20 protein-coding genes are annotated in these 18484 nt (G+C 60.8%); 7 read left to right on the plus strand and 13 right to left on the minus strand.

The features are described 5' to 3' along the window. The first annotated feature begins 58 nt into the window (after positions 1-58). Positions 59-1078 (plus strand): DUF4917 family protein, encoded by a 1020-nt coding sequence (locus tag HNR03_RS05870; protein WP_259151562.1) that lies wholly within the window; start codon positions 59-61, stop codon positions 1076-1078. Between the two features lie 117 nt (positions 1079-1195). On the opposite strand, the gene HNR03_RS05875 is transcribed toward HNR03_RS05870, so the two are convergent. The 3 genes from HNR03_RS05875 to HNR03_RS05885 all read right to left on the minus strand — a co-directional run bounded on the left by HNR03_RS05875 (position 1196) and on the right by HNR03_RS05885 (position 2615). Then, entirely contained in the window at positions 1196-1540 is a 345-nt protein-coding gene (locus tag HNR03_RS05875; protein ID WP_090181076.1) for a YegP family protein, read from the minus strand. A 173-nt stretch (positions 1541-1713) separates the two neighbouring features. Next, positions 1714-2019 carry a ribbon-helix-helix domain-containing protein gene (locus HNR03_RS05880; RefSeq protein WP_222590107.1) on the minus strand — a complete coding sequence of 102 codons (306 nt, stop codon included), beginning with the start codon at positions 2017-2019 and terminating at the stop codon, positions 1714-1716. Positions 2020-2033: 14 nt separating this feature from the next. After that, complete coding sequence (locus tag HNR03_RS05885; RefSeq protein WP_090181073.1) at positions 2034-2615, minus strand: DJ-1/PfpI family protein; 582 nt, start codon at positions 2613-2615, stop codon at positions 2034-2036. A 267-nt stretch (positions 2616-2882) separates the two neighbouring features. Here HNR03_RS05885 and HNR03_RS05890 point away from each other — a divergent pair, with 267 nt between their 5' ends. Then, positions 2883-3788 carry a DMT family transporter gene (locus HNR03_RS05890; RefSeq protein WP_259151570.1) on the plus strand — a complete coding sequence of 302 codons (906 nt, stop codon included), beginning with the start codon at positions 2883-2885 and terminating at the stop codon, positions 3786-3788. A gap of 69 nt (positions 3789-3857) precedes the next feature. On the opposite strand, the gene HNR03_RS05895 is transcribed toward HNR03_RS05890, so the two are convergent. The 4 genes from HNR03_RS05895 to HNR03_RS05915 form a co-directional block, all read right to left on the minus strand. Beyond that, positions 3858-5072, minus strand: coding sequence for an SAM-dependent methyltransferase (locus HNR03_RS05895; RefSeq protein WP_259151571.1), 1215 nt, complete (start codon positions 5070-5072; stop codon positions 3858-3860). 216 nt (positions 5073-5288) lie between these two features. Further along, a complete protein-coding gene (locus HNR03_RS05900; protein ID WP_222590104.1) occupies positions 5289-5906 on the minus strand; it encodes a TPM domain-containing protein in 618 nt (205 codons plus the stop codon). 31 nt (positions 5907-5937) lie between these two features. Next, complete coding sequence (locus tag HNR03_RS31730) at positions 5938-6693, minus strand: YgcG family protein (protein WP_285430153.1); 756 nt, start codon at positions 6691-6693, stop codon at positions 5938-5940. 40 nt (positions 6694-6733) lie between these two features. Next, on the minus strand, positions 6734-7342 hold the full coding sequence (locus HNR03_RS05915; protein ID WP_259151576.1) for a LemA family protein: 609 nt from the start codon (positions 7340-7342) through the stop codon (positions 6734-6736). 237 nt (positions 7343-7579) lie between these two features. On the opposite strand from HNR03_RS05915, the gene bglX reads away from it, so the two are divergent. Next, positions 7580-9871 (plus strand): beta-glucosidase BglX, encoded by a 2292-nt coding sequence (gene bglX / locus HNR03_RS05920; protein ID WP_259151577.1) that lies wholly within the window; start codon positions 7580-7582, stop codon positions 9869-9871. A gap of 121 nt (positions 9872-9992) precedes the next feature. Here the strand turns inward: bglX and HNR03_RS05925 are convergent, their stop codons facing one another. From HNR03_RS05925 to HNR03_RS05945, 5 genes are all read right to left on the minus strand, one after another. Beyond that, positions 9993-11150: a phosphatidylserine/phosphatidylglycerophosphate/cardiolipin synthase family protein gene (locus HNR03_RS05925; protein ID WP_222590100.1), complete on the minus strand. Its 1158-nt coding sequence runs from the start codon at positions 11148-11150 to the stop codon at positions 9993-9995. Between the two features lies 1 nt (position 11151). Then, the gene (locus tag HNR03_RS05930; protein WP_222590099.1) at positions 11152-11742 is read right to left on the minus strand and encodes a YceI family protein; all 591 of its coding nucleotides are present in this window, start codon (positions 11740-11742) and stop codon (positions 11152-11154) included. Between the two features lie 171 nt (positions 11743-11913). Continuing rightward, complete coding sequence (locus tag HNR03_RS05935) at positions 11914-12237, minus strand: amidase (RefSeq protein ID WP_259151582.1); 324 nt, start codon at positions 12235-12237, stop codon at positions 11914-11916. Continuing rightward, positions 12234-13328 carry a serine hydrolase gene (locus tag HNR03_RS05940; RefSeq protein ID WP_259151585.1) on the minus strand — a complete coding sequence of 365 codons (1095 nt, stop codon included), beginning with the start codon at positions 13326-13328 and terminating at the stop codon, positions 12234-12236. The genes HNR03_RS05935 and HNR03_RS05940 overlap by 4 nt, the downstream gene beginning before the upstream one ends. Before the next feature lie 156 nt (positions 13329-13484). Further along, the gene (locus HNR03_RS05945; RefSeq protein ID WP_259151586.1) at positions 13485-14363 is read right to left on the minus strand and encodes an acyl-CoA dehydrogenase family protein; all 879 of its coding nucleotides are present in this window, start codon (positions 14361-14363) and stop codon (positions 13485-13487) included. A gap of 154 nt (positions 14364-14517) precedes the next feature. Between HNR03_RS05945 and olsB the strand changes: the two genes are divergently transcribed. Together olsB and HNR03_RS05955 are read left to right on the plus strand one after the other, a co-directional pair. Continuing rightward, positions 14518-15273, plus strand: coding sequence for an L-ornithine N(alpha)-acyltransferase (gene olsB, locus HNR03_RS05950; protein ID WP_222590095.1), 756 nt, complete (start codon positions 14518-14520; stop codon positions 15271-15273). Then, positions 15273-16064, plus strand: a complete 792-nt coding sequence (locus HNR03_RS05955; protein ID WP_259151589.1) for a 1-acyl-sn-glycerol-3-phosphate acyltransferase — start codon at positions 15273-15275, stop codon at positions 16062-16064. The genes olsB and HNR03_RS05955 overlap by 1 nt, the downstream gene beginning before the upstream one ends. 107 nt (positions 16065-16171) lie before the next feature. Here HNR03_RS05955 and HNR03_RS05960 read toward each other — a convergent pair whose 3' ends face one another. Further along, complete coding sequence (locus HNR03_RS05960) at positions 16172-16750, minus strand: ACP phosphodiesterase (protein ID WP_259151590.1); 579 nt, start codon at positions 16748-16750, stop codon at positions 16172-16174. 170 nt (positions 16751-16920) lie between these two features. On the opposite strand from HNR03_RS05960, the gene HNR03_RS05965 reads away from it, so the two are divergent. Together HNR03_RS05965 and HNR03_RS05970 are read left to right on the plus strand one after the other, a co-directional pair. Beyond that, the gene (locus HNR03_RS05965) at positions 16921-17223 is read left to right on the plus strand and encodes a helix-turn-helix transcriptional regulator (protein WP_090181020.1); all 303 of its coding nucleotides are present in this window, start codon (positions 16921-16923) and stop codon (positions 17221-17223) included. A 94-nt stretch (positions 17224-17317) separates the two neighbouring features. Next, positions 17318-18484 carry an MFS transporter gene (locus HNR03_RS05970; protein WP_259151591.1) on the plus strand — a complete coding sequence of 389 codons (1167 nt, stop codon included), beginning with the start codon at positions 17318-17320 and terminating at the stop codon, positions 18482-18484.

Here is an 18484-nt window from a genome sequence, read left to right on the forward strand (position 1 = left end):
GGTTGGTCGTGATAAAGTCGCCGCCCATCTGACCTTTTGCCTTGAGACTTTGACCGCAATGACCGATTTCCAGGATGTTGATGCCCAACTTGAAGACTGGAACGCCTTGCGCAGCACCGCCTCGATCAGCGGCTTGCTGGTGGGCAACGGCGCCAGCCGTGCGGTGTGGGACGACTTCGGCTACGACTCGCTGTTCGAAAACGCCCGCACCGTCGAAGAAAAACCCCTGAGCCAGTCCGAGCTAAGCGTGTTCGACGCCCTGCAGACACGCAGTTTCGAACAAGTGCTGAGCGCGCTGAAAACCACCAGCCGGGTCAACAAGGCGCTGGCCGTCAGCTCCGCCGCGCCGCGCAATCGCTATTACGCGATCAAGGAAGCGCTGATCAACACCGTTCACGCGGTGCACATCCCGTGGCGGTTGGTGGTGCCTTCGACGCTGGCGACGATCAGTCAGGAACTGGGCACCTATCGGACGGTGTTCACCACCAACTACGACTTGCTCAACTACTGGGCGATCCAGCATCAGCCTGGGGCGATCACTGATTTGTTCCAGGGTGCCGAACCGGGTTTCGATTTGAGCGCCAAAGCCACCGACCAAACCCGCTTGCTGTACCTCCACGGTGGCCTGCACCTGGTGCGCAATCAGGACGGCACGGCACGCAAATTGATGTCGACCGAAGGCACGTTGCTCGGCAGTTTTGCGATCAACAACACGATCAAGACCCTGGATGATGTGCCGTTGTTCGTGAATGAAGGGCCGGCGCAGGACAAGCTCAAGACCATTCGCAGCTCGGACTATTTGTCGTTCTGCTATGACCAGTTACTGGGTCATGGTGAGGGGTTGTGCCTGTTTGGTCATGCGTTGGGTGAGCAGGACAGCCACATCATCCATGCGCTGCGCCAGGCGAAACCCAAGGTCGTGGCGATCTCGATTTACCCGCGCAGCAAGGCGTTCATCCAGCATCAGAAGCGGCATTACGCGAAGGTGTTTGAGGGAACCGGGAGTGAGTTGCGGTTTTTTGATTCGAAGACGCATGCGTTGGGCAGTCCGAAGCTGACGGTTCCCGTCGAGGTCTGAAGATCGTTCCCACGCTCTGCGTGGGAATGCCTCTGGGGACGCTCCGCGTCCAGTGACGCGGAGCGTCACGGGCTGCATTCCCACGCAGAGCGTGGGAACGATCTCGAAGGGGGGTGTTCAGAGCACCGGCAAGGTCTTGTCCTTGATCACGGTGGTCGGCCCGTTGGCCTTGACGCTGGCAATGCCTTTATCGAGCGCGGCCGCGGAAGAGTAAGCCTCGCTGTTGCCGATGATCTCGTGGTTGGCGGCCCGCAGATTGAAGTAAGGATGGCCATCCTTGGTGGTTTTCTTTTCGTAGCGCGCATCCAGTGGGCTGTTGGCCTGAACCGAGGCAATCCCTTTGTCGGCGGCGCTGCGGGTGGTGTACAGCTCGCTGGTCAGAATGGTTTCGGCGTTGGCCGCTTTCAGCACAAATTTGAACTGACCATTGCTGCTTTTGCTCACTTCGTACCATCCGGACATGCTCGTTCTCCTTGGCGATTGAGAGGCTTTGCGCTTCAGAGTAAAGACCACGCCGGGATTTCTGTCGCCTGTACCGGCCGCATCGCGAGCAAGCTCGCTCCCACAGTGGAATGCGTTCACCTGTGGGAGCGAGCTTGCTCGCGATGAGGCCAGTAAGGACAGCGTAAATCGCCCTACTTCACGCCCGCGCGAACCACCGACAACTCCGGCGTCTGCACCCGCCGCTGACTCAGATACCGAGTGCAGCTCACCCGCAAAAACGAGGCAAAATTCACCACCTCGCCGCGGTAGTCCATCACCTCTTCATACAGCTTGGCGATCAACTGGTTGGTGGTCATGCCGTCGACCTCGGCGATTTCGCTGAGGATGTCCCAGAACTGGTTTTCCAGGCGCAGGGTGGTGACCACCCCGCAGATGCGCAGCGAGCGGGAGCGCGATTCGTAGAGAATCGGATCGGCTTTGACGTAGAGCTCGCACATGCAGATGTCCCTCGTTACAGCGTGATTTTGGTGCCCAGCAACCCGAGGAAACCAGCGAGCCAGCTCGGGTGTGCCGGCCAGGCCGGAGCAGTGGCCAGATTGCCTTGAACGTGACCTTCCGTCACCGGGATATCGATGAACGTACCGCCGGCCAGCCGGACTTCCGGGGCACAGGCCGGGTAGGCGCTGCATTCACGACCTTCGAGAACACCGGCTGCGGCCAGCAGTTGCGCACCGTGGCACACGGCGGCGATCGGTTTGCCGGCCTTGTCGAACGCGCGAACCAGTTCCAGGACTTTTTCGTTCAGGCGCAGGTATTCCGGCGCACGACCACCAGGGATCAGCAGCGCGTCGTAATCGCCTTCAGCGACCTTGGCGAAATCGAAGTTCAGGGCGAACAGGTGGCCGGGTTTTTCGCTGTAGGTCTGGTCGCCTTCGAAGTCATGGATGGCCGTGCGCACGGTCTGGCCGGCGGATTTATCCGGGCAAACAGCGTGCACCGTGTGGCCGACCATCAGCAGCGCCTGGAAAGGCACCATCACTTCGTAGTCTTCGACGTAATCGCCGACCAGCATCAGAATTTTCTTGGCAGCCATGGGGAGAGCTCCTCTGGGGAAATGCTTAGGAGTATTCAAGGTAGTCCTTATCCGCGGGGTCGGGTAATAACCAGCTACTACCGAGTTATCGTTCATCGCGAGCAGGCTCACTCCTACAGGGGAACGCATTTCAATGTGGGAGCGTGGCTTGCCCGCGATGGCGTCCGAAAACTGTACGGATAACTCTACGCCTAGCTGTAACAGCGCTACGCCCCCGGTTTATGGCTATATGGAGGCTCGTCCCGTCACCCTATTCTGGTCCCCATCATGTCCTCGCGCGAAAACACCGGCATGGCCCTCGGCCTGCTCGGGGTTGTGATCTTCAGCCTCACCCTGCCCTTCACACGGATCGTCGTGCAGGAACTCCATCCGCTGCTCAATGGCCTGGGCCGGGCGCTGTTCGCGGCAGTGCCGGCGGCGATGTTGCTGCTGTGGCGCCGGGAAAAATGGCCGACCTGGAAACAGGTCAAAGGCCTGACGCTGGTGATCGCCGGTGTAATCCTCGGTTTTCCGGTGTTGTCAGCCTGGGCGATGCAAACCTTGCCGGCCTCCCACGGGGCGCTGGTCAACGGTTTGCAGCCGTTGTGCGTCGCGCTGTACGCCGCGTGGTTGTCCCACGAACGACCGTCGAAAGCCTTCTGGGCCTGCGCCGCGCTGGGCAGTGCGTTGGTGCTCGGTTATGCGTTGATCAGCGGAGCCGGCAGTATTCAGGCTGGTGATTTGCTGATGCTCGGGGCGATTGCCGTGGGCGGCCTGGGTTATGCCGAGGGCGGCCGGTTGGCCAAGGAAATGGGCGGCTGGCAGGTGATCTGCTGGGCGCTGGTGTTGTCGACGCCGTTGTTGATCGGGCCAGTGGTGTATTTGGCGCTGCAACATCAGGGCGCGATTTCGGCCAAGACCTGGTGGGCGTTCGGTTACGTCTCGCTGTTTTCACAGTTCATCGGGTTCTTTGCCTGGTATGCCGGGTTGGCCATGGGCGGTATCGCCAGGGTCAGTCAGATCCAGCTGCTGCAGATCTTTTTCACCATCGCGTTTTCGGCGTTGTTCTTCGGTGAACACATCGAGCCGATCACCTGGCTGTTTGCGGCCGGGGTGATCGTGACGGTGATGCTGGGGCGCAAGACCGCCATCAAACCAAGTGTGGGAGCGAGCCTGCTCGCGAAGGGGCCGTAACATTCAACATTTATGCAGAATGTAGATCCGCCATCGCTAGCAGGCTAGCTCCCACAGGATCGCAGGGGGTCAGAGGTAGCCGTCGGTCCGCAGCAGGGTTTCGAGGCAATGTTCGCTGATGTGGTAGAAATCCTTCAGTTCCTGAATCTTCACCAAAAGCTGGGCCGGGTCCACCGGCTCGGCGCGTTTGACCGCCAGGATCATTTTGTTCTTGTTGGTGTGGTCCAGTGAAATGAACTCGAACACCTTGGTCTCGTAACCGCAGGCTTCCAGGAACAGCGCGCGCAAACTGTCGGTGACCATTTCTGCCTGCTGACCCAAATGCAGGCCGTATTGCAGCATCGGCTTGAGCAGCGCCGGGCTCTGGATTTGCAGGCGGATCTGTTTGTGGCAGCACGGCGAACACATGATGATCGAAGCGCCGGAACGGATGCCGGTGTGAATCGCATAGTCGGTGGCGATGTCACAGGCATGCAGCGCGATCATCACGTCCAGCTCGCTCGGCGCCACGCTGCGCACATCGCCGCACTTGAACACCAGCCCCGGGTGCTCAAGTTTTGCCGCGGCGGCATTGCACAGGTTGACCATTTCCTCGCGCAACTCGACTCCGGTCACCACGGCTTCGGCGTTCAAAGTGTTGCGCAGGTAGTCGTGAATGGCGAACGTCAGGTAACCCTTGCCCGAACCGAAATCCGCCACCTGCACTGGTTTGTCCAGCGCCAGCGGGGAAGTGGTCAGCGCATGGCTGAAGACTTCGATGAACTTGTTGATCTGCTTCCACTTGCGCGACATCGCCGGAATCAGCTCGTGCTTGCTGTTCGTCACGCCCAGGTCGGCGAGGAACGGACGGTTCAGATCGAGAAAGCGGTTTTTTTCGCGGTTGTGTTCGGCGGACGGCACTTCACGCAATTGCTGAGGTTTGCTCTTGAACAGTGAAGATTTGCCCTTTTTGCTGTATTCGAGCTGGGCTTCATCCGTTAGCGAGAGTAAATGCGCATTTTTGAACGAGGCCGGCAGCAACGCGGCGATGGTCGCCACGCCCTCGGCAATCGGCAGGTTCTTGGTGATGTCGCGCGTCTTGTAGCGGTAGACGAAGGACAGGCAAGGCTGATCCTTGACGGTGAGCTGCTTGATGATCAGCCGCTGCAAATCGGCTTCGGTGCCGACGTACTTGGCCAGGACCAGTTTGATGAAGGCGTTCTGGTCGAGGCTGGTTTGCAACAAGTCGATGAACTGGGCGTGGTGATCCGGCGCGAGGCTGGCGGGAATGGCGGTGACAGACATGGAAAAACGGCCTCGGACGGTGCGAAACGGGGAATGGCGGGTATTTTAGGGGGGATGGGGATCGAGGGCACGGCTAATTTCCCGAACGGTGCGATCTGTAGATCTAGCGCGGCCCTGTGGGAGCGAGCCTGCTCGCGATAGCGGTGTATCAGCCAACATTGATGGCGACTGAAACACCGCTATCGCGGGCAAGCCCGCTCCCACATGGGATCAGCGTTAGCCTAAAACCACCAACCGGTTCGGCAATTCATTGCGCACCTGGGTCACCGGCACATGCACTTTCAGCAATTCGCCGCAGGCTTCCACACACGTCACAAAACCCTGCAAGGTCTGCCCCTGCTTAACCTGCTCGGTAAATGCCGCCACAATCGCGTCCCAGTTCTTGTTGTCCAGCCGCTTGGAAATCCCTTCATCCACCAGGATCTCCACGTAACGTTCAGCCTCGCAAACGAAGATCAGTATCCCGGTGCTGCCGACTGTATGGTGCAGGTTTTGCTCCAGGAATTGCCGGCGCGCCAGGTTGGACGCTCGCCAATGCCGCACCGAACGCGGAACCAGGTGCGTGGTGACGCGGGGAAGACGAAACACCAGGCACAGCACGATAAAGGCGATCCACTGCACCAGCAGCAAACTGTGCAAGGTCAGCCAGCCGGTAAGGTAATGCACGATGCCCGGCACCATCAGGGCCAGCAGGCTGGCCCACAGCAGCGGGATGTACGCATAGTCGTCGGCGCGGGCCGCGAGCACGGTCACCAGTTCCGCGTCGGTGTCGCGCTCGACCCGGGCAATCGCCTCGGCGACTTTGCGTTGTTCGTGTTCAGTCAGTAATGCCATGTTTTTGAATGCCTGCTCGCTATTGTTTTTATCACCAGCCGCCCGACGAACCGCCGCCCCCGAAACTGCCACCGCCGCCGCTGAAGCCCCCGCCTCCACCGCCGCCGCCAAATCCTCCGCCGCCGAAACCGCCTCCCGAGCTGCCGCGACCGCCGCCACCACTGGGCAGGATGCCAAGCATCTGGCAGACGAAAATCGTCAGGATGAACAGCATCACCAGAAACACGAATACGCCCGGGTGACGCGACACGAAGTCGCTGCTCTCGTCGCCTCGCGGTTCATAGACCGTCGACGGTTCGTCCAGTGGATTGCCTCCCAGCACCACCAGCATCGCCGCGACCCCGTCGCTGATGCCTTTGCTGAAGTTACCGGTCTTGAACGCAGGCGTGATCACCTGATTGATGATCACCGAACTCTGCGCATCGGTCAGCCGGTCTTCCAGGCCATAACCGACTTCGATCCGCAACTTGCGTTCATCGCGCGCAACGATCAGCAATGCGCCGTTGTTCTTGTCCTTCTGGCCGATACCCCAGGCTCGACCAAGTTGATAACCAAAGTCCGCAATGTCGGTGCCCTGCAAGTTCGGCAACGTCACCACCACCAACTGCTCGCCGGTGGCTTTTTCGTGGGCCTGAAGCTGTTGCGTCAGCTGCTCGCGCACCGCCGGCTCGATCATCTGGGCGTTATCGACCACCCGCCCGGTCAACTCCGGAAATTTCAATTCGGCCTGGGCCGTCAGGGCAAACACCCAGAGCAACAGCACCAGGCCCACTTTCAACACGCGCATTGGCAACCTCATCCGTGGTGACGCTTGGCCCTTTTGCCGATCAGAACTTCACTTCAGGCGCTTTTTCGGCACCGGGGCTGGTGGCTTCGAAGGTTTCGCGGATCGGCAAATCGCTGTACAGCACGGTGTGCCAGAGACGCCCCGGAAAGGTGCGGATTTCGGTGTTGTACTTCTGCACCGCGAGGATGAAGTCGCGACGCGCCACGGCAATGCGGTTCTCGGTGCCTTCAAGCTGCGACTGCAACGCCAGGAAGTTCTGGTTGGCCTTGAGGTCCGGGTAACGTTCGGACACCACCATCAAACGGCTCAGGGCACCGGTGAGTTGATCCTGCGCCTGCTGGAACTGCTTGAGTTTCTCTGGATTATCCAGCGTGTTGGCGTCCACCTGAATCGAGGTGGCCTTGGCCCGGGCTTCGATCACCGCAGTCAGGGTCTCTTCCTCGTGCTTGGCGTAGCCCTTGACGGTCTCCACCAGATTGGGAATCAGGTCGGCGCGGCGCTGATACTGGTTCTGTACCTGGCCCCAGGCAGCCTTCGCCTGTTCATCCAGGGTCGGAATATTGTTGATGCCGCAACCGGCCAACAGCGTGGTCAGCAACATCAAGGCTGCCACCTGCAGGCTCGACCGATAGTGGTGTCGTACATTCATCTGGTTGACGCTCCCTTGCACATTCCGTTGATAAGCAACCTGCAACCCTCTGACCGGAATCTTGGGGCATAATCTGCCGCCGCCACTGGATTGCATCGAGCCAATGGGCTAAAAGATGCCCCAGCGCTAAAACACGACAGAAGTGTGCTGCATTTACCTGAACAACAATAGTCGCTCCCTAAATTTTGGCTGACCGGCGCGTATTCACTGCCGTTTAGGCCTTTGAGAAAACTATTCATGAAGAAGCTGTGTTTGCTGGGCCTGTTCGTCAGTCTGGCCAGTCATACCGTATTGGCCGCCACGACGCCCGCACCTCTGGAGAACAAGGACGCTTTCATCAGTAACCTGATGAAGCAAATGACCCTCGATGAAAAGATCGGCCAGTTGCGCCTGATCAGCATCGGTCCGGAAATGCCTCGGGAGTTGATCCGCAAGGAAATCGCCGCCGGCAACATCGGCGGCACGTTCAACTCGATCACCCGCCCGGAAAACCGTCCGATGCAGGACGCGGCCATGCGCAGCCGGTTGAAGATCCCGATGTTCTTCGCCTATGACGTGATCCACGGTCACCGCACCATTTTCCCGATCCCGCTGGCCCTGGCCTCGAGCTGGGACATGGACGCCATCGGCCTGTCCGGGCGCATCGCTGCCAAAGAGGCAGCGGCTGACAGCCTCGACATCACCTTTGCGCCGATGGTCGACATCTCCCGCGATCCGCGCTGGGGCCGCACCTCCGAAGGCTTTGGCGAAGACACTTACCTGGTCTCGCGCATTGCCGGCGTCATGGTCCGGGCCTTCCAGGGCTCGGGCGCGAACGCGGCCGACAGCATCATGGCCAGCGTCAAGCACTTCGCCTTGTACGGCGCGGTCGAGGGCGGTCGCGACTACAACGTCGTCGACATGAGCCCGGTCAAGATGTACCAGGACTACCTGCCACCGTACCGCGCCGCCATCGACGCCGGTGCGGGTGGGGTGATGGTTGCGCTGAACTCGATCAACGGCGTGCCGGCCACGGCCAACACCTGGCTGATGAACGACCTGTTGCGCAAGGAATGGGGCTTCAAAGGCCTGGCGGTCAGTGACCATGGGGCGATTTTCGAGCTGATCAAGCACGGCGTGGCCCGCGACGGTCGCGAAGCCGCGAAACTGGCGATCAAGGCCGGCATCGACATGAGCATGAACGACACCCTTTACGGCAAAGAGCTGCCGGGGCTGTTAAAGGCTGGCGAGATCGAACAGAAAGACATCGATAACGCCGTGCGTGAAGTGCTCGCGGCCAAGTACGACATGGGCCTGTTCAAGGACCCGTACCTGCGCATCGGCAAGGCTGAGGATGATCCGGCCGACACTTACGCCGAAAGCCGCCTGCACCGCGCCGAGGCACGTGACGTCGCGCGCCGCAGCATGGTGTTGCTGAAGAACCAGGGCGAAACCCTGCCGCTGAAGAAAACCGCGAAAATCGCGCTGGTCGGTCCGTTGGCCAAGGCGCCAATCGACATGATGGGCAGCTGGGCCGCTGCCGGTAAACCCGCGCAATCGGTGACGCTGTTTGATGGCATGAACGCCGCTGTGGCCGACAAGGCGACGCTGATCTATGCCCGTGGCGCCAACATCACCAGCGACAAGAAGGTGCTCGATTACCTCAACTTCCTCAACTTCGATGCCCCGGAAGTGGTGGACGATCCGCGCCCGGCACAAGTGCTGATCGACGAAGCGGTGAAAGCCGCGAAGGATGCCGATGTGGTGGTGGCAGCGGTCGGTGAGTCCCGTGGCATGTCCCACGAATCGTCGAGCCGCACCGATATCAACATTCCGGCCAACCAGCGCGAGCTGATCAAGGCCTTGAAAGCCACCGGCAAACCGCTGGTGCTGGTGTTGATGAACGGCCGTCCACTGACGATTCTCGAAGAGAAAGACCAGGCCGACGCGATTCTGGAAACCTGGTTCAGCGGCACCGAAGGCGGCAACGCCATCGCTGATGTGTTGTTCGGCGACTACAACCCGTCGGGCAAACTGCCGATCACCTTCCCGCGTTCGGTAGGTCAGATTCCGACCTACTACAACCACCTGAGCATTGGCCGGCCGTTCACGCCGGGCAAACCGGGCAACTACACCTCGCAGTATTTCGATGACACCACTGGCCCGCTGTTCCCGTTCGGTTTCGGCTTGAGCTACACCGATTTCAGCCTGAGCGACATGGCCCTGTCGTCGACCACGCTGAACAAGACCGGCAAGCTGGACGCCAGCGTCATGGTGAAGAATACCGGCAAGCGTGACGGCGAAACCGTGGTGCAGTTGTACATCCAGGACGTAACCGGCTCGATGATCCGGCCGCTGAAGGAACTGAAGAACTTCCAGAAAGTGATGTTGAAAGCCGGCGAGCAGAAAGTCGTGCACTTCACCATCACTGAAGACGACCTGAAGTTCTTCAACACCCAGCTCAAGTACGCGGCGGAGCCTGGCAAGTTCAACGTGCAGATCGGCCTGGATTCCGAGAGCGTGACGCAGCAGAGCTTCGAATTGCTGTAATCCCCGCGGACTGATCGTTCCCACGCTCCGCGTGGGAATGCCTCAAGGGACGCTCCGCGTCCAGTGACGCGGAGCGTCACGGGCTGCATTCCCACGCAGAGCATGGGAACGATCAGGCTGACTATCCCCGTCGATCCAGCAGATTCACCACCAGCCGATCCACCCATCCCCAAATCCTTTGCTTCACCCGCCGCCACAGCGGCCGGCGTTGCCATGCCTCCAGGCTGACTTCCTGGCTCTGCATGAAATCCTTCTCGAAACTCGCCACCACCGCCTGCGTCAACGCGGGGTCCAGCGCTTCAAGGTTGGCTTCCAGGTTGAAGCGCAGATTCCAGTGATCGAAATTGCACGAGCCGATGCTCACCCAATCATCGATCAGGACCATTTTCAGGTGCAGGAAACACGGCTGGTATTCGAAAATCTGTACCCCGGACTTGAGCAGTCGCGGGTAGTAACGGTGCCCGGCGTAGCGCACCGACGGGTGATCGGTGCGCGGCCCGGTCAGCAGCAGGCGCACATCGACGCCTCGCCCCGCCGCCCGGCGCAACGAGCGCCGGACTTTCCAGGTGGGCAGGAAGTACGGCGTGGCCAGCCAGATCCGCTGCTGCCCGCTGTTCAGCGCACGGACCAGTGATTGCAGAATGTCGCGGTGCTGACGGGCGTCGGCATATGCCACCCGGCCCATGCCCTCGCCCGTTGACGGTACACGCGGCAGTCGCGGCAAGCCGAAGTGCGAGGCCGGCTTCCAGGCGCGGCGATGACGGTTGGCAATCCACTGGCGGTCGAACAGCAACTGCCAGTCGATCACCAGCGGACCGGTGATTTCCACCATCACTTCGTGCCATTCGCTGGTGTCTTCGCCCGGCGTCCAGAACTCATCGGTGACCCCGGTGCCGCCGACCACCGCCAGGCTTTGATCGACCAACAGCAGTTTGCGGTGATCGCGATAGAAATTGCCGACCCAGCGGCGCCAGCTCAGGCGATTGTAGAAACGCAGTTCCACGCCCGCCGCCGTCAGGCGCTGCCGCAAGGTCAGAGTGAAGGCGAGGCTGCCGTAATCATCGAACAGGCATCGCACCCGCACGCCGCGTTCGGCGGCCAGGACCAACGCCTGAACCATCGCCTCGGCACAGGCACCCGCCTCCACCAGGTACAGCTCCAGTTCAACCTGCTCCTGGGCACGGGCAATCGCGACCAGCATGCGGGGGAAAAACTGCGGCCCATCGATCAGCAGCTCAAAGTGGTTGCCTTCACGCCACGGGAAAATCGCGCCGGCCATGTCAGCGCGCCGTGAAAATCAGTACCGCACCCACCGGCACTGACAGACTGATGGCCGACAGGCCGGCGAGCTTGCGCAAATTTTCCAGCCCCGGGGCCAGGTCGAAGTCTTCAGCGTTGATCACCAACGGCTCCAGGGTCACCACCTGAAAGCGCCGGTCATCAAGACGGGTCGCCAGCAGTTCGGCGTTGTAGGGGTGTTGTTTGCCATGCAGATTGACGGTCACCGGTAACCGCAACTCCAGTTGTGCGCCGGGAGCGAGGTCGTTGATCGGGCGCAGATCGATCTGCGCGGTGATCAGCGCCTCGGGGAAGGTCTTGATCTCGAAAAGCTCCTTGCGCATCCGCTCATCACGCAACGGGATGCCGCTGTTCACCGAGTCCATCTCGATTTCCACCTCGGCCACGCCTTTGGAATCGACCTTGCCGTGCAGCACCAGAAAGCGCTGCACTTCGGAGATGTTGGCGTTTTTGGTGCTGATGAACGACAGCCGCGAAGACTCTCCGTCCAGATACCAATCAGCCTGGGCCGACAACGAAGCGCCGGCCAGCAGCGCGAAGGCGAGGGTTTTGCAGAAGGAGCGGTTGAACATAGAGACTCGTGTGCCGATAAACCTGCACGAACCTTAACCGCCCGTGGGCCAATTGCAAGGCTTCGTGTTGCCGTGCACCGCGCCGGCGCTGAGTAATTCGTCGCGCTCGGCATCAGATAACTGCGCTTGGCGTGAGGACAATCGAATGGGCTTCGACTGTGTGAAACCTGTTCAGGGATTCAGGCGACAGCCCTGGTGTTCGCCAACCCAAACGGCGCTATTGCTGCGGCCCATGCCGCTGACCGTCACGCGTTTGCCGGCGGGGTCATCGGTAAAGCCGCTGGTCGGCAACCATTGCTTCACGTAGCCATGGCAATACTCGGCGGCGTTATTCATCACGTACCGGCATGAGCAATATTCCTTCGCGGTGTAGGCGCTGATGATGTCGGGAAACGCCCACAACGCCACTCGCTCGTGCCAGCCCCAGCCGAACACGGCGAGCAGCAGCACCAGCAACAACGTGCTGAACGGTCGGCGGCGAACAACACGGTTCATGGCTGCACCTTCCCGGCAAAGGCCTTGATCGCGAGCTTGAGCAATTCGTTGTGTTGGTAACTGTCGTCGCGATCATCGCCGTAGCGCACGATCACCAGGTGTTCACTGGGAATCACGTACATCGCCTGGCCCCAATGGCCCAGTGCGGCGAAGGTATCGTCGGGGGCATCGGGCCAGGGCCTGGGCGCGCCATCCGCTGCGCGATTGAGCCACCACTGCCCACCGGGCACCGTGTCATCCTGATGGGCACGATAGTGCGCGAACGGTTCGCGGTTGAAGGCCACCCAGTCTTTGGGCAGCAGTTGTCGGTCCCGCCAGCGACCGTCGCGCGCCATCAACCAACCGATCCGCGCCAGGTCGCGGGCGGTGAGGTAGGCGTAGGACGAGGCGACAAAAGTGCCCGTGGCGTCGGTTTCCCAGACGGCCTTGCGGATCCCCAGCGGCTCAAACAGTGCGGTCCACGGATAGTCCGCATAACGTGCCGGGCCGACGATGTTTTTCAGTGCGGCGGCCAACAGATTGCTGTCACCGCTGGAGTAACGAAACGCCTGCCCCGGCTGGGCGTACTCCTCGTGGCCAGTGGTAAACGCAGCCATGTCCTGATGACCCCGGGTGTAGAGCATGGCCACCACCGAGGACTTCAACGGGGAGTATTCATAGGCTTCCTGCCAGTCCAGGCCCGAAGCCCAATGCAGCAGGTCGGCCATGGTGATTGCCGGGTGTTTTTGCAGTGGCGGATAAAATTTCAGCGCTGGGTCCTCGAGCTTGAACAGGCCCTCGCCATAAGCAACACCGAGGACCGTGGCCATCAGGCTTTTGCTGATCGACCAGGTCAGGTGCGGCGTTTGGGCCGTGGTCGGTCCGGCGTAGCGTTCGTAAATCAATTGGCCGTCGCGGATCACCAGCAAGGCATCGGTGCGAATGCCCTTTCGGGTGGCGTCATCGCGAGGTGGGAAGGCGTAGGTTTCCAGGGTTTGAAGCGCCGGCCCGGAGATTGCCGGAGCGGTCGACCATTGCTCGGCGGGCCAATACTCGGCGTGAGCGGTCACGCTGAGCAGAAGCAGGAAAAACAGGGACAAGCCTTTGGACATGGCAGCGGCTCGGCGAGGTTATCCTACTGAGCCTAGTTGAGGTTGATGACAGTTCGAGAATTCGTGTCGCTCCTGCGACCGCCATCGCGGGCAAGCCCGCCCCCACAGGGGAATGCACTTCAAATGTGGGAGCGAGCTTGCTCGCGATGACGTCCGTCAATTCGCCGCAAGCGCCTTGGCCAACCGCTTGCCCCGCGCACCTGCCGCCAGATCCATCACGACCTGGTCCCGCTGCCACATCGCCGCCCAATGCTGCGGCCCCTCGGCCAGCGCCTGATTGATCTCAGCCTTGAGCCCGTCGAACTGCGCAAACAATCCCCCCAGCAATATATGCCCCACCGGATTGTTCGGCGCTTGCCGACTGACTTCAGCGCACCCGGCCAGCAGCGCCAGCAAACGCAATTGCAAGGCCTGCGGCCAGGCGCTGTCGTGACCGACGCCATACAGCCACGCCGTCATCGCGCTCAGCACATAAATGTCTTCCAGCGTGCGGAACGGTTTGACGTAGGCATCCCAGCCATCCCCCGCCAGCAATTCGCAGAGTGCGTTGTCCAGAAACAAGCGACCGTGACTGATGTCCGGCATCAGCGGGATCGCCGGCAGTTTTTCCACACGCACGCCCGGTTCACCGGGATAGACCACCGCCAGACTCAGGCGCGCAGTTTCACCGGATTCTTCGCTGCGGGCAGCAACCAGCAGCCAGTCCGCCGCATCACCGGCGGTGACGAAATCCTTGCGTCCACTGACGCGCAGACCGCTCAGGCGCGTTTGCATCTCCGCGACTCGCAGGCTGCGCTGTTCGGTCGCGCACAACGCACCCAGGCTCGGCGGTGCGCTTGGCCAAAGCATGCGCAGCGCCGCCTGATAACCCACCAGAAACGCCAGGCCCGGCGTCGCCATCAACCGCCCACCCACCGTCGCCAGCTCAAACGGTGTGACTGTGCCCAATTGATGCAACAACGTTGCGAAACCCTCCGCCAGGTCCGGATTCGCGGGTATTCGGTCGCGGCGATCGAGCAGGTTTTGCCAGGGCATAAGAGGCTCCTTGGGGACTGTCATACAAGCATCACCAAAGCTTCATGGCGATGACACCGGGGCTACATAGCCTGACTTTGCACAACACGGCCGCATAAAGAAAGTCGATTGGCTCTAACCCAAGACGGGTGACCAGCCCGCACGGAGATTCGCAATGACTCAGATCGCCCGCATCAGCGACACCGGCAATGAACGCCGTCTGCAAGCCGAACGCCTGGTGGGCGCCGAGGCCTTGCAGGAAGCCCAGGCTTTGCGCTTCAACGTGTTCAGCGGCGAATTCAACGCCAAGCTGAAAGGCGCCGAACTGGGGCTGGACATGGATGATTATGATGTTCACTGCGCCCACATCGGCGTGCGTGACTTGAACACCGGCCGCCTGGTAGCAACTACCCGCTTGCTCGATCACACGGCTGCCAGCAGCCTGGGCAAGTTCTACAGCGAAGAAGAATTCAGCCTGCATGGCCTGGTTCATCTGAAGGGCCCGATCCTGGAAATCGGCCGCACCTGCGTCGACCCGGCGTACCGCAACGGCGGCACCATCGCCGTGCTCTGGGGTGAACTGGCCGAAGTCCTCAATCAGGGCGGCTACAGCTATCTGATGGGTTGCGCGAGCATCCCGATGCAGGACGGCGGCATCCAGGCCCACGCGATCATGCAGCGCCTGCGCGAACGTTACCTGTGCACCGAACACCTGCGGGCCGAGCCGAAAAAACCGCTGCCCACTTTGGATATCCCGTCCAACGTCATCGCCGAAATGCCGCCGCTGCTCAAGGCCTATATGCGTCTGGGCGCGAAGATCTGCGGCGAGCCGTGCTGGGACGAAGATTTCCAGGTCGCCGACGTGTTCATCCTGCTCAAGCGCGACGAACTCTGCCCGCGTTACGCCAAGCACTTCAAGGCGGCCATGTGATGAGCCGCTTACGGGTGTACGCGCGAATTGCGCGAGTGCTGGTGGTGGTGGCGCTGGGGTTGAGCATGGCCGGTGTGTTCGGCTTGTTCGAGCGGCTGGGGATTGCTCATTCGATGGTGCGTCGCCAGCGCTGGTCGCGATTTTTCATGGCACGCCTGAGCAATGCCCTGCCCTTTCGCGTAACCGTCCACGGTGAACTGCCGAAGGCGCCGATGCTCTGGGTCAGCAACCACGTGTCCTGGACCGACATTCCGCTGCTTGGCATGCTCACGCCGCTGTCGTTTCTGTCCAAGGCCGAAGTGCGCACCTGGCCGGTCGCCGGCTGGTTGGCGGCCAAGGCGGGAAGTTTGTTCATACGTCGCGGTTCGGGTGACAGCCAGTTGATTCGCAAGCAGATGACCCGTCATCTGGAGCAACAACACCCGCTGCTGATGTTCCCGGAAGGCACCACCACCGATGGTCGCTCGTTGCGCACCTTCCACGGTCGCTTGCTGTCAGCGGCAATCGACTCCGAAGTGGCTCTGCAGCCCGTGGCCATCCGTTATCTGCGCAACGGTGAGCTCGATTCGCTGGCGCCGTTCATTGGCGATGATGATTTGCTCTCGCACCTGATGCGCCTGTTCGCCAATGATCGGGGTGAGGTGGAGATTCATCTGCTCAAGCCGATCGCCTGCGAAGGCCGCGAGCGTGCGGCGCTGGCGTTCGAGGCGCAGCAGGCGGTGCAAAAGGCGTTGTTTGGCGCGATACCGCATGCGCAACCGGAGCCACTGCGCCCCGCAATTGCCGCTTAAACACCTTTCCCTGTGGGAGCGAGCCTGCTCGCGATAGCGGTGTATCAGTCGACATCAGTGTTGGATGAAGGACCGCTATCGCGAGCAGGCTCACTCCTACAAGGGATTTATGGTGTGGAATAGTTCTGCGCGAAATCCTGAAGCTGTGGATAGAACAACCGAAAGTCCTCGCTCAACGGCTCATACAGCACTCGCAATTCCTGCATCGCCGCCGCCAGTTCCTCCGGCTTGGTCAGCCGCCGAGAAATCCCGCGCAATACCTGCTCCAGTACCTCGAATTCCCGGTAAGAACCCAACCAGTCATTGGCCATCATGTGCGGCGCGATCCGCGCCAGCCGTTCCGGCAACTGCGGCTCGGCCGACAGCACCCGATACACATCCGAAGTGAATAACTCCAGCGACTGATCGGCGTAAAGCGTCCAGTCCCGCGCCAGGCAATGGTCGAAAAACACATCGAGCACGATCCCGGCATAGCGCCGGCGCGTCATGGAAAACCGCGACAACGCAACGTCCACCAACGGATGGCGGTCGGTAAAGACATCGATGCTGCGATGCAACTGGATGGCCGCCTCGATTTCCGGATCGAACTGCCCTTGCAGCCGTCCTTTGACGAAGTCGCCATACAGGCTGCCGAGCAGTTGACCGGGGCGCTGGCCACCGAGGTGCAAATGAGCGAGATAGTTCATGGGCGCAGCTTAGCATTGCCTCCCTGTACTTTTACACGCAGCGTATCGTTATAACTCGATATACCGAATTACGATCAGCTCAGAGCCAAATCGTATTTGTATATCGCGAAATACCGATTTAAAGTTCGCTCCATCGCGATATAACGTTTTACTCATCACGAGCCCACACCATGACTCTCAATCTCGACGAAATAATAAAAGCCCTGGCGCACCCGGTACGGCGAGAAATCCTGCACTGGCTAAAAGACCCGGACGTCGAATTTCCCGACCAGTCCCACAGCCACGAGCACGGCGTCTGCGCCGGGCAGATCGATCAACGGTGTGGTTTGTCGCAATCAACAGTGTCAGCCCACCTGGCGACCCTGCAACGCGCCGGCCTGATCAGCAGCCGCAAAGTCGGCCAATGGCACTTTTTCAAACGCAATGAGGAAACCATCCAGGAATTCCTCCGCACCTTCAGCAAAGAGCTCTGACCCTGTGGGGGCGTTCTCAATTGGTTTTCACGCAGCGCTGGGAAAACCAATCGAGAACGCCCCCCGACGTCAGTCAGCCGACAAGGAATCGACAATGCCCCTCTCGCTACTCATCCTGGCCTTGAGTGCCTTCGCCATCGGCACTACCGAGTTCGTCATCATGGGCTTGCTGCCCGACGTGGCGGCTGACCTCGGTGTGTCGATCCCCGGCGCCGGCTGGCTGGTGACCGGTTACGCCCTGGGCGTGGCCATCGGTGCGCCGTTCATGGCACTGGCCACCTCCAGACTGCCGCGCAAGGCCGCACTGGTCGCGTTGATGGGCATCTTCATCATTGGCAACTTGCTCTGTGCCCTGGCCACTGACTACAACGTGCTGATGTTTGCCCGTGTGGTCACCGCCCTTTGCCACGGTGCGTTTTTCGGTATCGGTTCGGTGGTGGCGGCAGGCCTGGTGCCCGCCAACAAACGTGCTTCGGCCGTGGCATTGATGTTCACCGGCCTGACCCTGGCCAACGTCCTCGGCGTGCCGTTGGGCACCGCGCTCGGTCAGCAAGCCGGCTGGCGCTCGACCTTCTGGGCAGTGACCGTGATTGGTGTGATCGCGTTGATCGGCCTGATCCGCTTCCTGCCGGCCAAGCGCGATGAAGAGAAACTCGACATGCGCGCCGAATTGCGCGCCCTCAAAGGCGCCGGCATCTGGTTGTCATTGAGCATGACCGCATTGTTTGCCGCGTCGGTGTTCACGCTGTTCACCTACGTTGCGCCGCTGCTGGGCGAAGTCACCGGTGTCTCGCCGCGCGGCGTGACCTGGACCCTGATGCTCATCGGCCTGGGCCTGACCGTCGGCAACATCATCGGCGGCAAACTGGCCGATAAAGGCATGGCCGCGACGCTGATCGGCGTCTTCATCTCGATGGCCGTGATCTCCACCGTACTGACCTGGACCAGCATCGCGCTGATCCCGACCGAAATCACCCTGTTCCTCTGGGCCACCGCGTGCTTCGCCGCCGTACCCGCCCTGCAAGTGAACGTGGTGACCTATGGCAAGGCCGCGCCGAACCTGGTGTCGACCCTGAACATCGGCGCTTTCAACATCGGCAACGCACTCGGTGCCTGGGTCGGCGGCAGCGTCATCGCCCACGGCTATGGCTTGACCAGCGTTCCTCTCGCTGCAGCGGCGCTGGCGGTACTTGCCCTGCTGGTGACCCTGATTACTTTCCGCCAGAGCGGCGATCCCGAACTGGCTCCTGCTACCCACTAA

The organism is Pseudomonas sp. JAI111 (genome assembly GCF_024809425.1).
Lineage (GTDB): Bacteria > Pseudomonadota > Gammaproteobacteria > Pseudomonadales > Pseudomonadaceae > Aquipseudomonas.

What these genes read in the sequence shown, in the direction of transcription:
- HNR03_RS05945 (WP_259151586.1), bottom strand. Translation starts at nt 14,363, where the DNA reads ATGCCCTGGCAAAACCTGCTCGATCGCCGCGACCGAATACCCGCGAAT.
- HNR03_RS31730 (WP_285430153.1), bottom strand. Translation starts at nt 6,693, where the DNA reads ATGCGCGTGTTGAAAGTGGGCCTGGTGCTGTTGCTCTGGGTGTTTGCC.
- HNR03_RS05925 (WP_222590100.1), bottom strand. Translation starts at nt 11,150, where the DNA reads ATGGCCGGCGCGATTTTCCCGTGGCGTGAAGGCAACCACTTTGAGCTG.
- HNR03_RS05935 (WP_259151582.1), bottom strand. Translation starts at nt 12,237, where the DNA reads ATGAACCGTGTTGTTCGCCGCCGACCGTTCAGCACGTTGTTGCTGGTG.
- olsB (WP_222590095.1), top strand. Translation starts at nt 14,518, where the DNA reads ATGACTCAGATCGCCCGCATCAGCGACACCGGCAATGAACGCCGTCTG.
- HNR03_RS05960 (WP_259151590.1), bottom strand. Translation starts at nt 16,750, where the DNA reads ATGAACTATCTCGCTCATTTGCACCTCGGTGGCCAGCGCCCCGGTCAA.
- HNR03_RS05915 (WP_259151576.1), bottom strand. Translation starts at nt 7,342, where the DNA reads ATGAATGTACGACACCACTATCGGTCGAGCCTGCAGGTGGCAGCCTTG.
- HNR03_RS05880 (WP_222590107.1), bottom strand. Translation starts at nt 2,019, where the DNA reads ATGTGCGAGCTCTACGTCAAAGCCGATCCGATTCTCTACGAATCGCGC.
- HNR03_RS05875 (WP_090181076.1), bottom strand. Translation starts at nt 1,540, where the DNA reads ATGTCCGGATGGTACGAAGTGAGCAAAAGCAGCAATGGTCAGTTCAAA.
- HNR03_RS05870 (WP_259151562.1), top strand. Translation starts at nt 59, where the DNA reads ATGACCGATTTCCAGGATGTTGATGCCCAACTTGAAGACTGGAACGCC.
- HNR03_RS05970 (WP_259151591.1), top strand. Translation starts at nt 17,318, where the DNA reads ATGCCCCTCTCGCTACTCATCCTGGCCTTGAGTGCCTTCGCCATCGGC.
- bglX (WP_259151577.1), top strand. Translation starts at nt 7,580, where the DNA reads ATGAAGAAGCTGTGTTTGCTGGGCCTGTTCGTCAGTCTGGCCAGTCAT.
- HNR03_RS05965 (WP_090181020.1), top strand. Translation starts at nt 16,921, where the DNA reads ATGACTCTCAATCTCGACGAAATAATAAAAGCCCTGGCGCACCCGGTA.
- HNR03_RS05885 (WP_090181073.1), bottom strand. Translation starts at nt 2,615, where the DNA reads ATGGCTGCCAAGAAAATTCTGATGCTGGTCGGCGATTACGTCGAAGAC.
- HNR03_RS05900 (WP_222590104.1), bottom strand. Translation starts at nt 5,906, where the DNA reads ATGGCATTACTGACTGAACACGAACAACGCAAAGTCGCCGAGGCGATT.
- HNR03_RS05940 (WP_259151585.1), bottom strand. Translation starts at nt 13,328, where the DNA reads ATGTCCAAAGGCTTGTCCCTGTTTTTCCTGCTTCTGCTCAGCGTGACC.
- HNR03_RS05955 (WP_259151589.1), top strand. Translation starts at nt 15,273, where the DNA reads ATGAGCCGCTTACGGGTGTACGCGCGAATTGCGCGAGTGCTGGTGGTG.
- HNR03_RS05890 (WP_259151570.1), top strand. Translation starts at nt 2,883, where the DNA reads ATGTCCTCGCGCGAAAACACCGGCATGGCCCTCGGCCTGCTCGGGGTT.
- HNR03_RS05930 (WP_222590099.1), bottom strand. Translation starts at nt 11,742, where the DNA reads ATGTTCAACCGCTCCTTCTGCAAAACCCTCGCCTTCGCGCTGCTGGCC.
- HNR03_RS05895 (WP_259151571.1), bottom strand. Translation starts at nt 5,072, where the DNA reads ATGTCTGTCACCGCCATTCCCGCCAGCCTCGCGCCGGATCACCACGCC.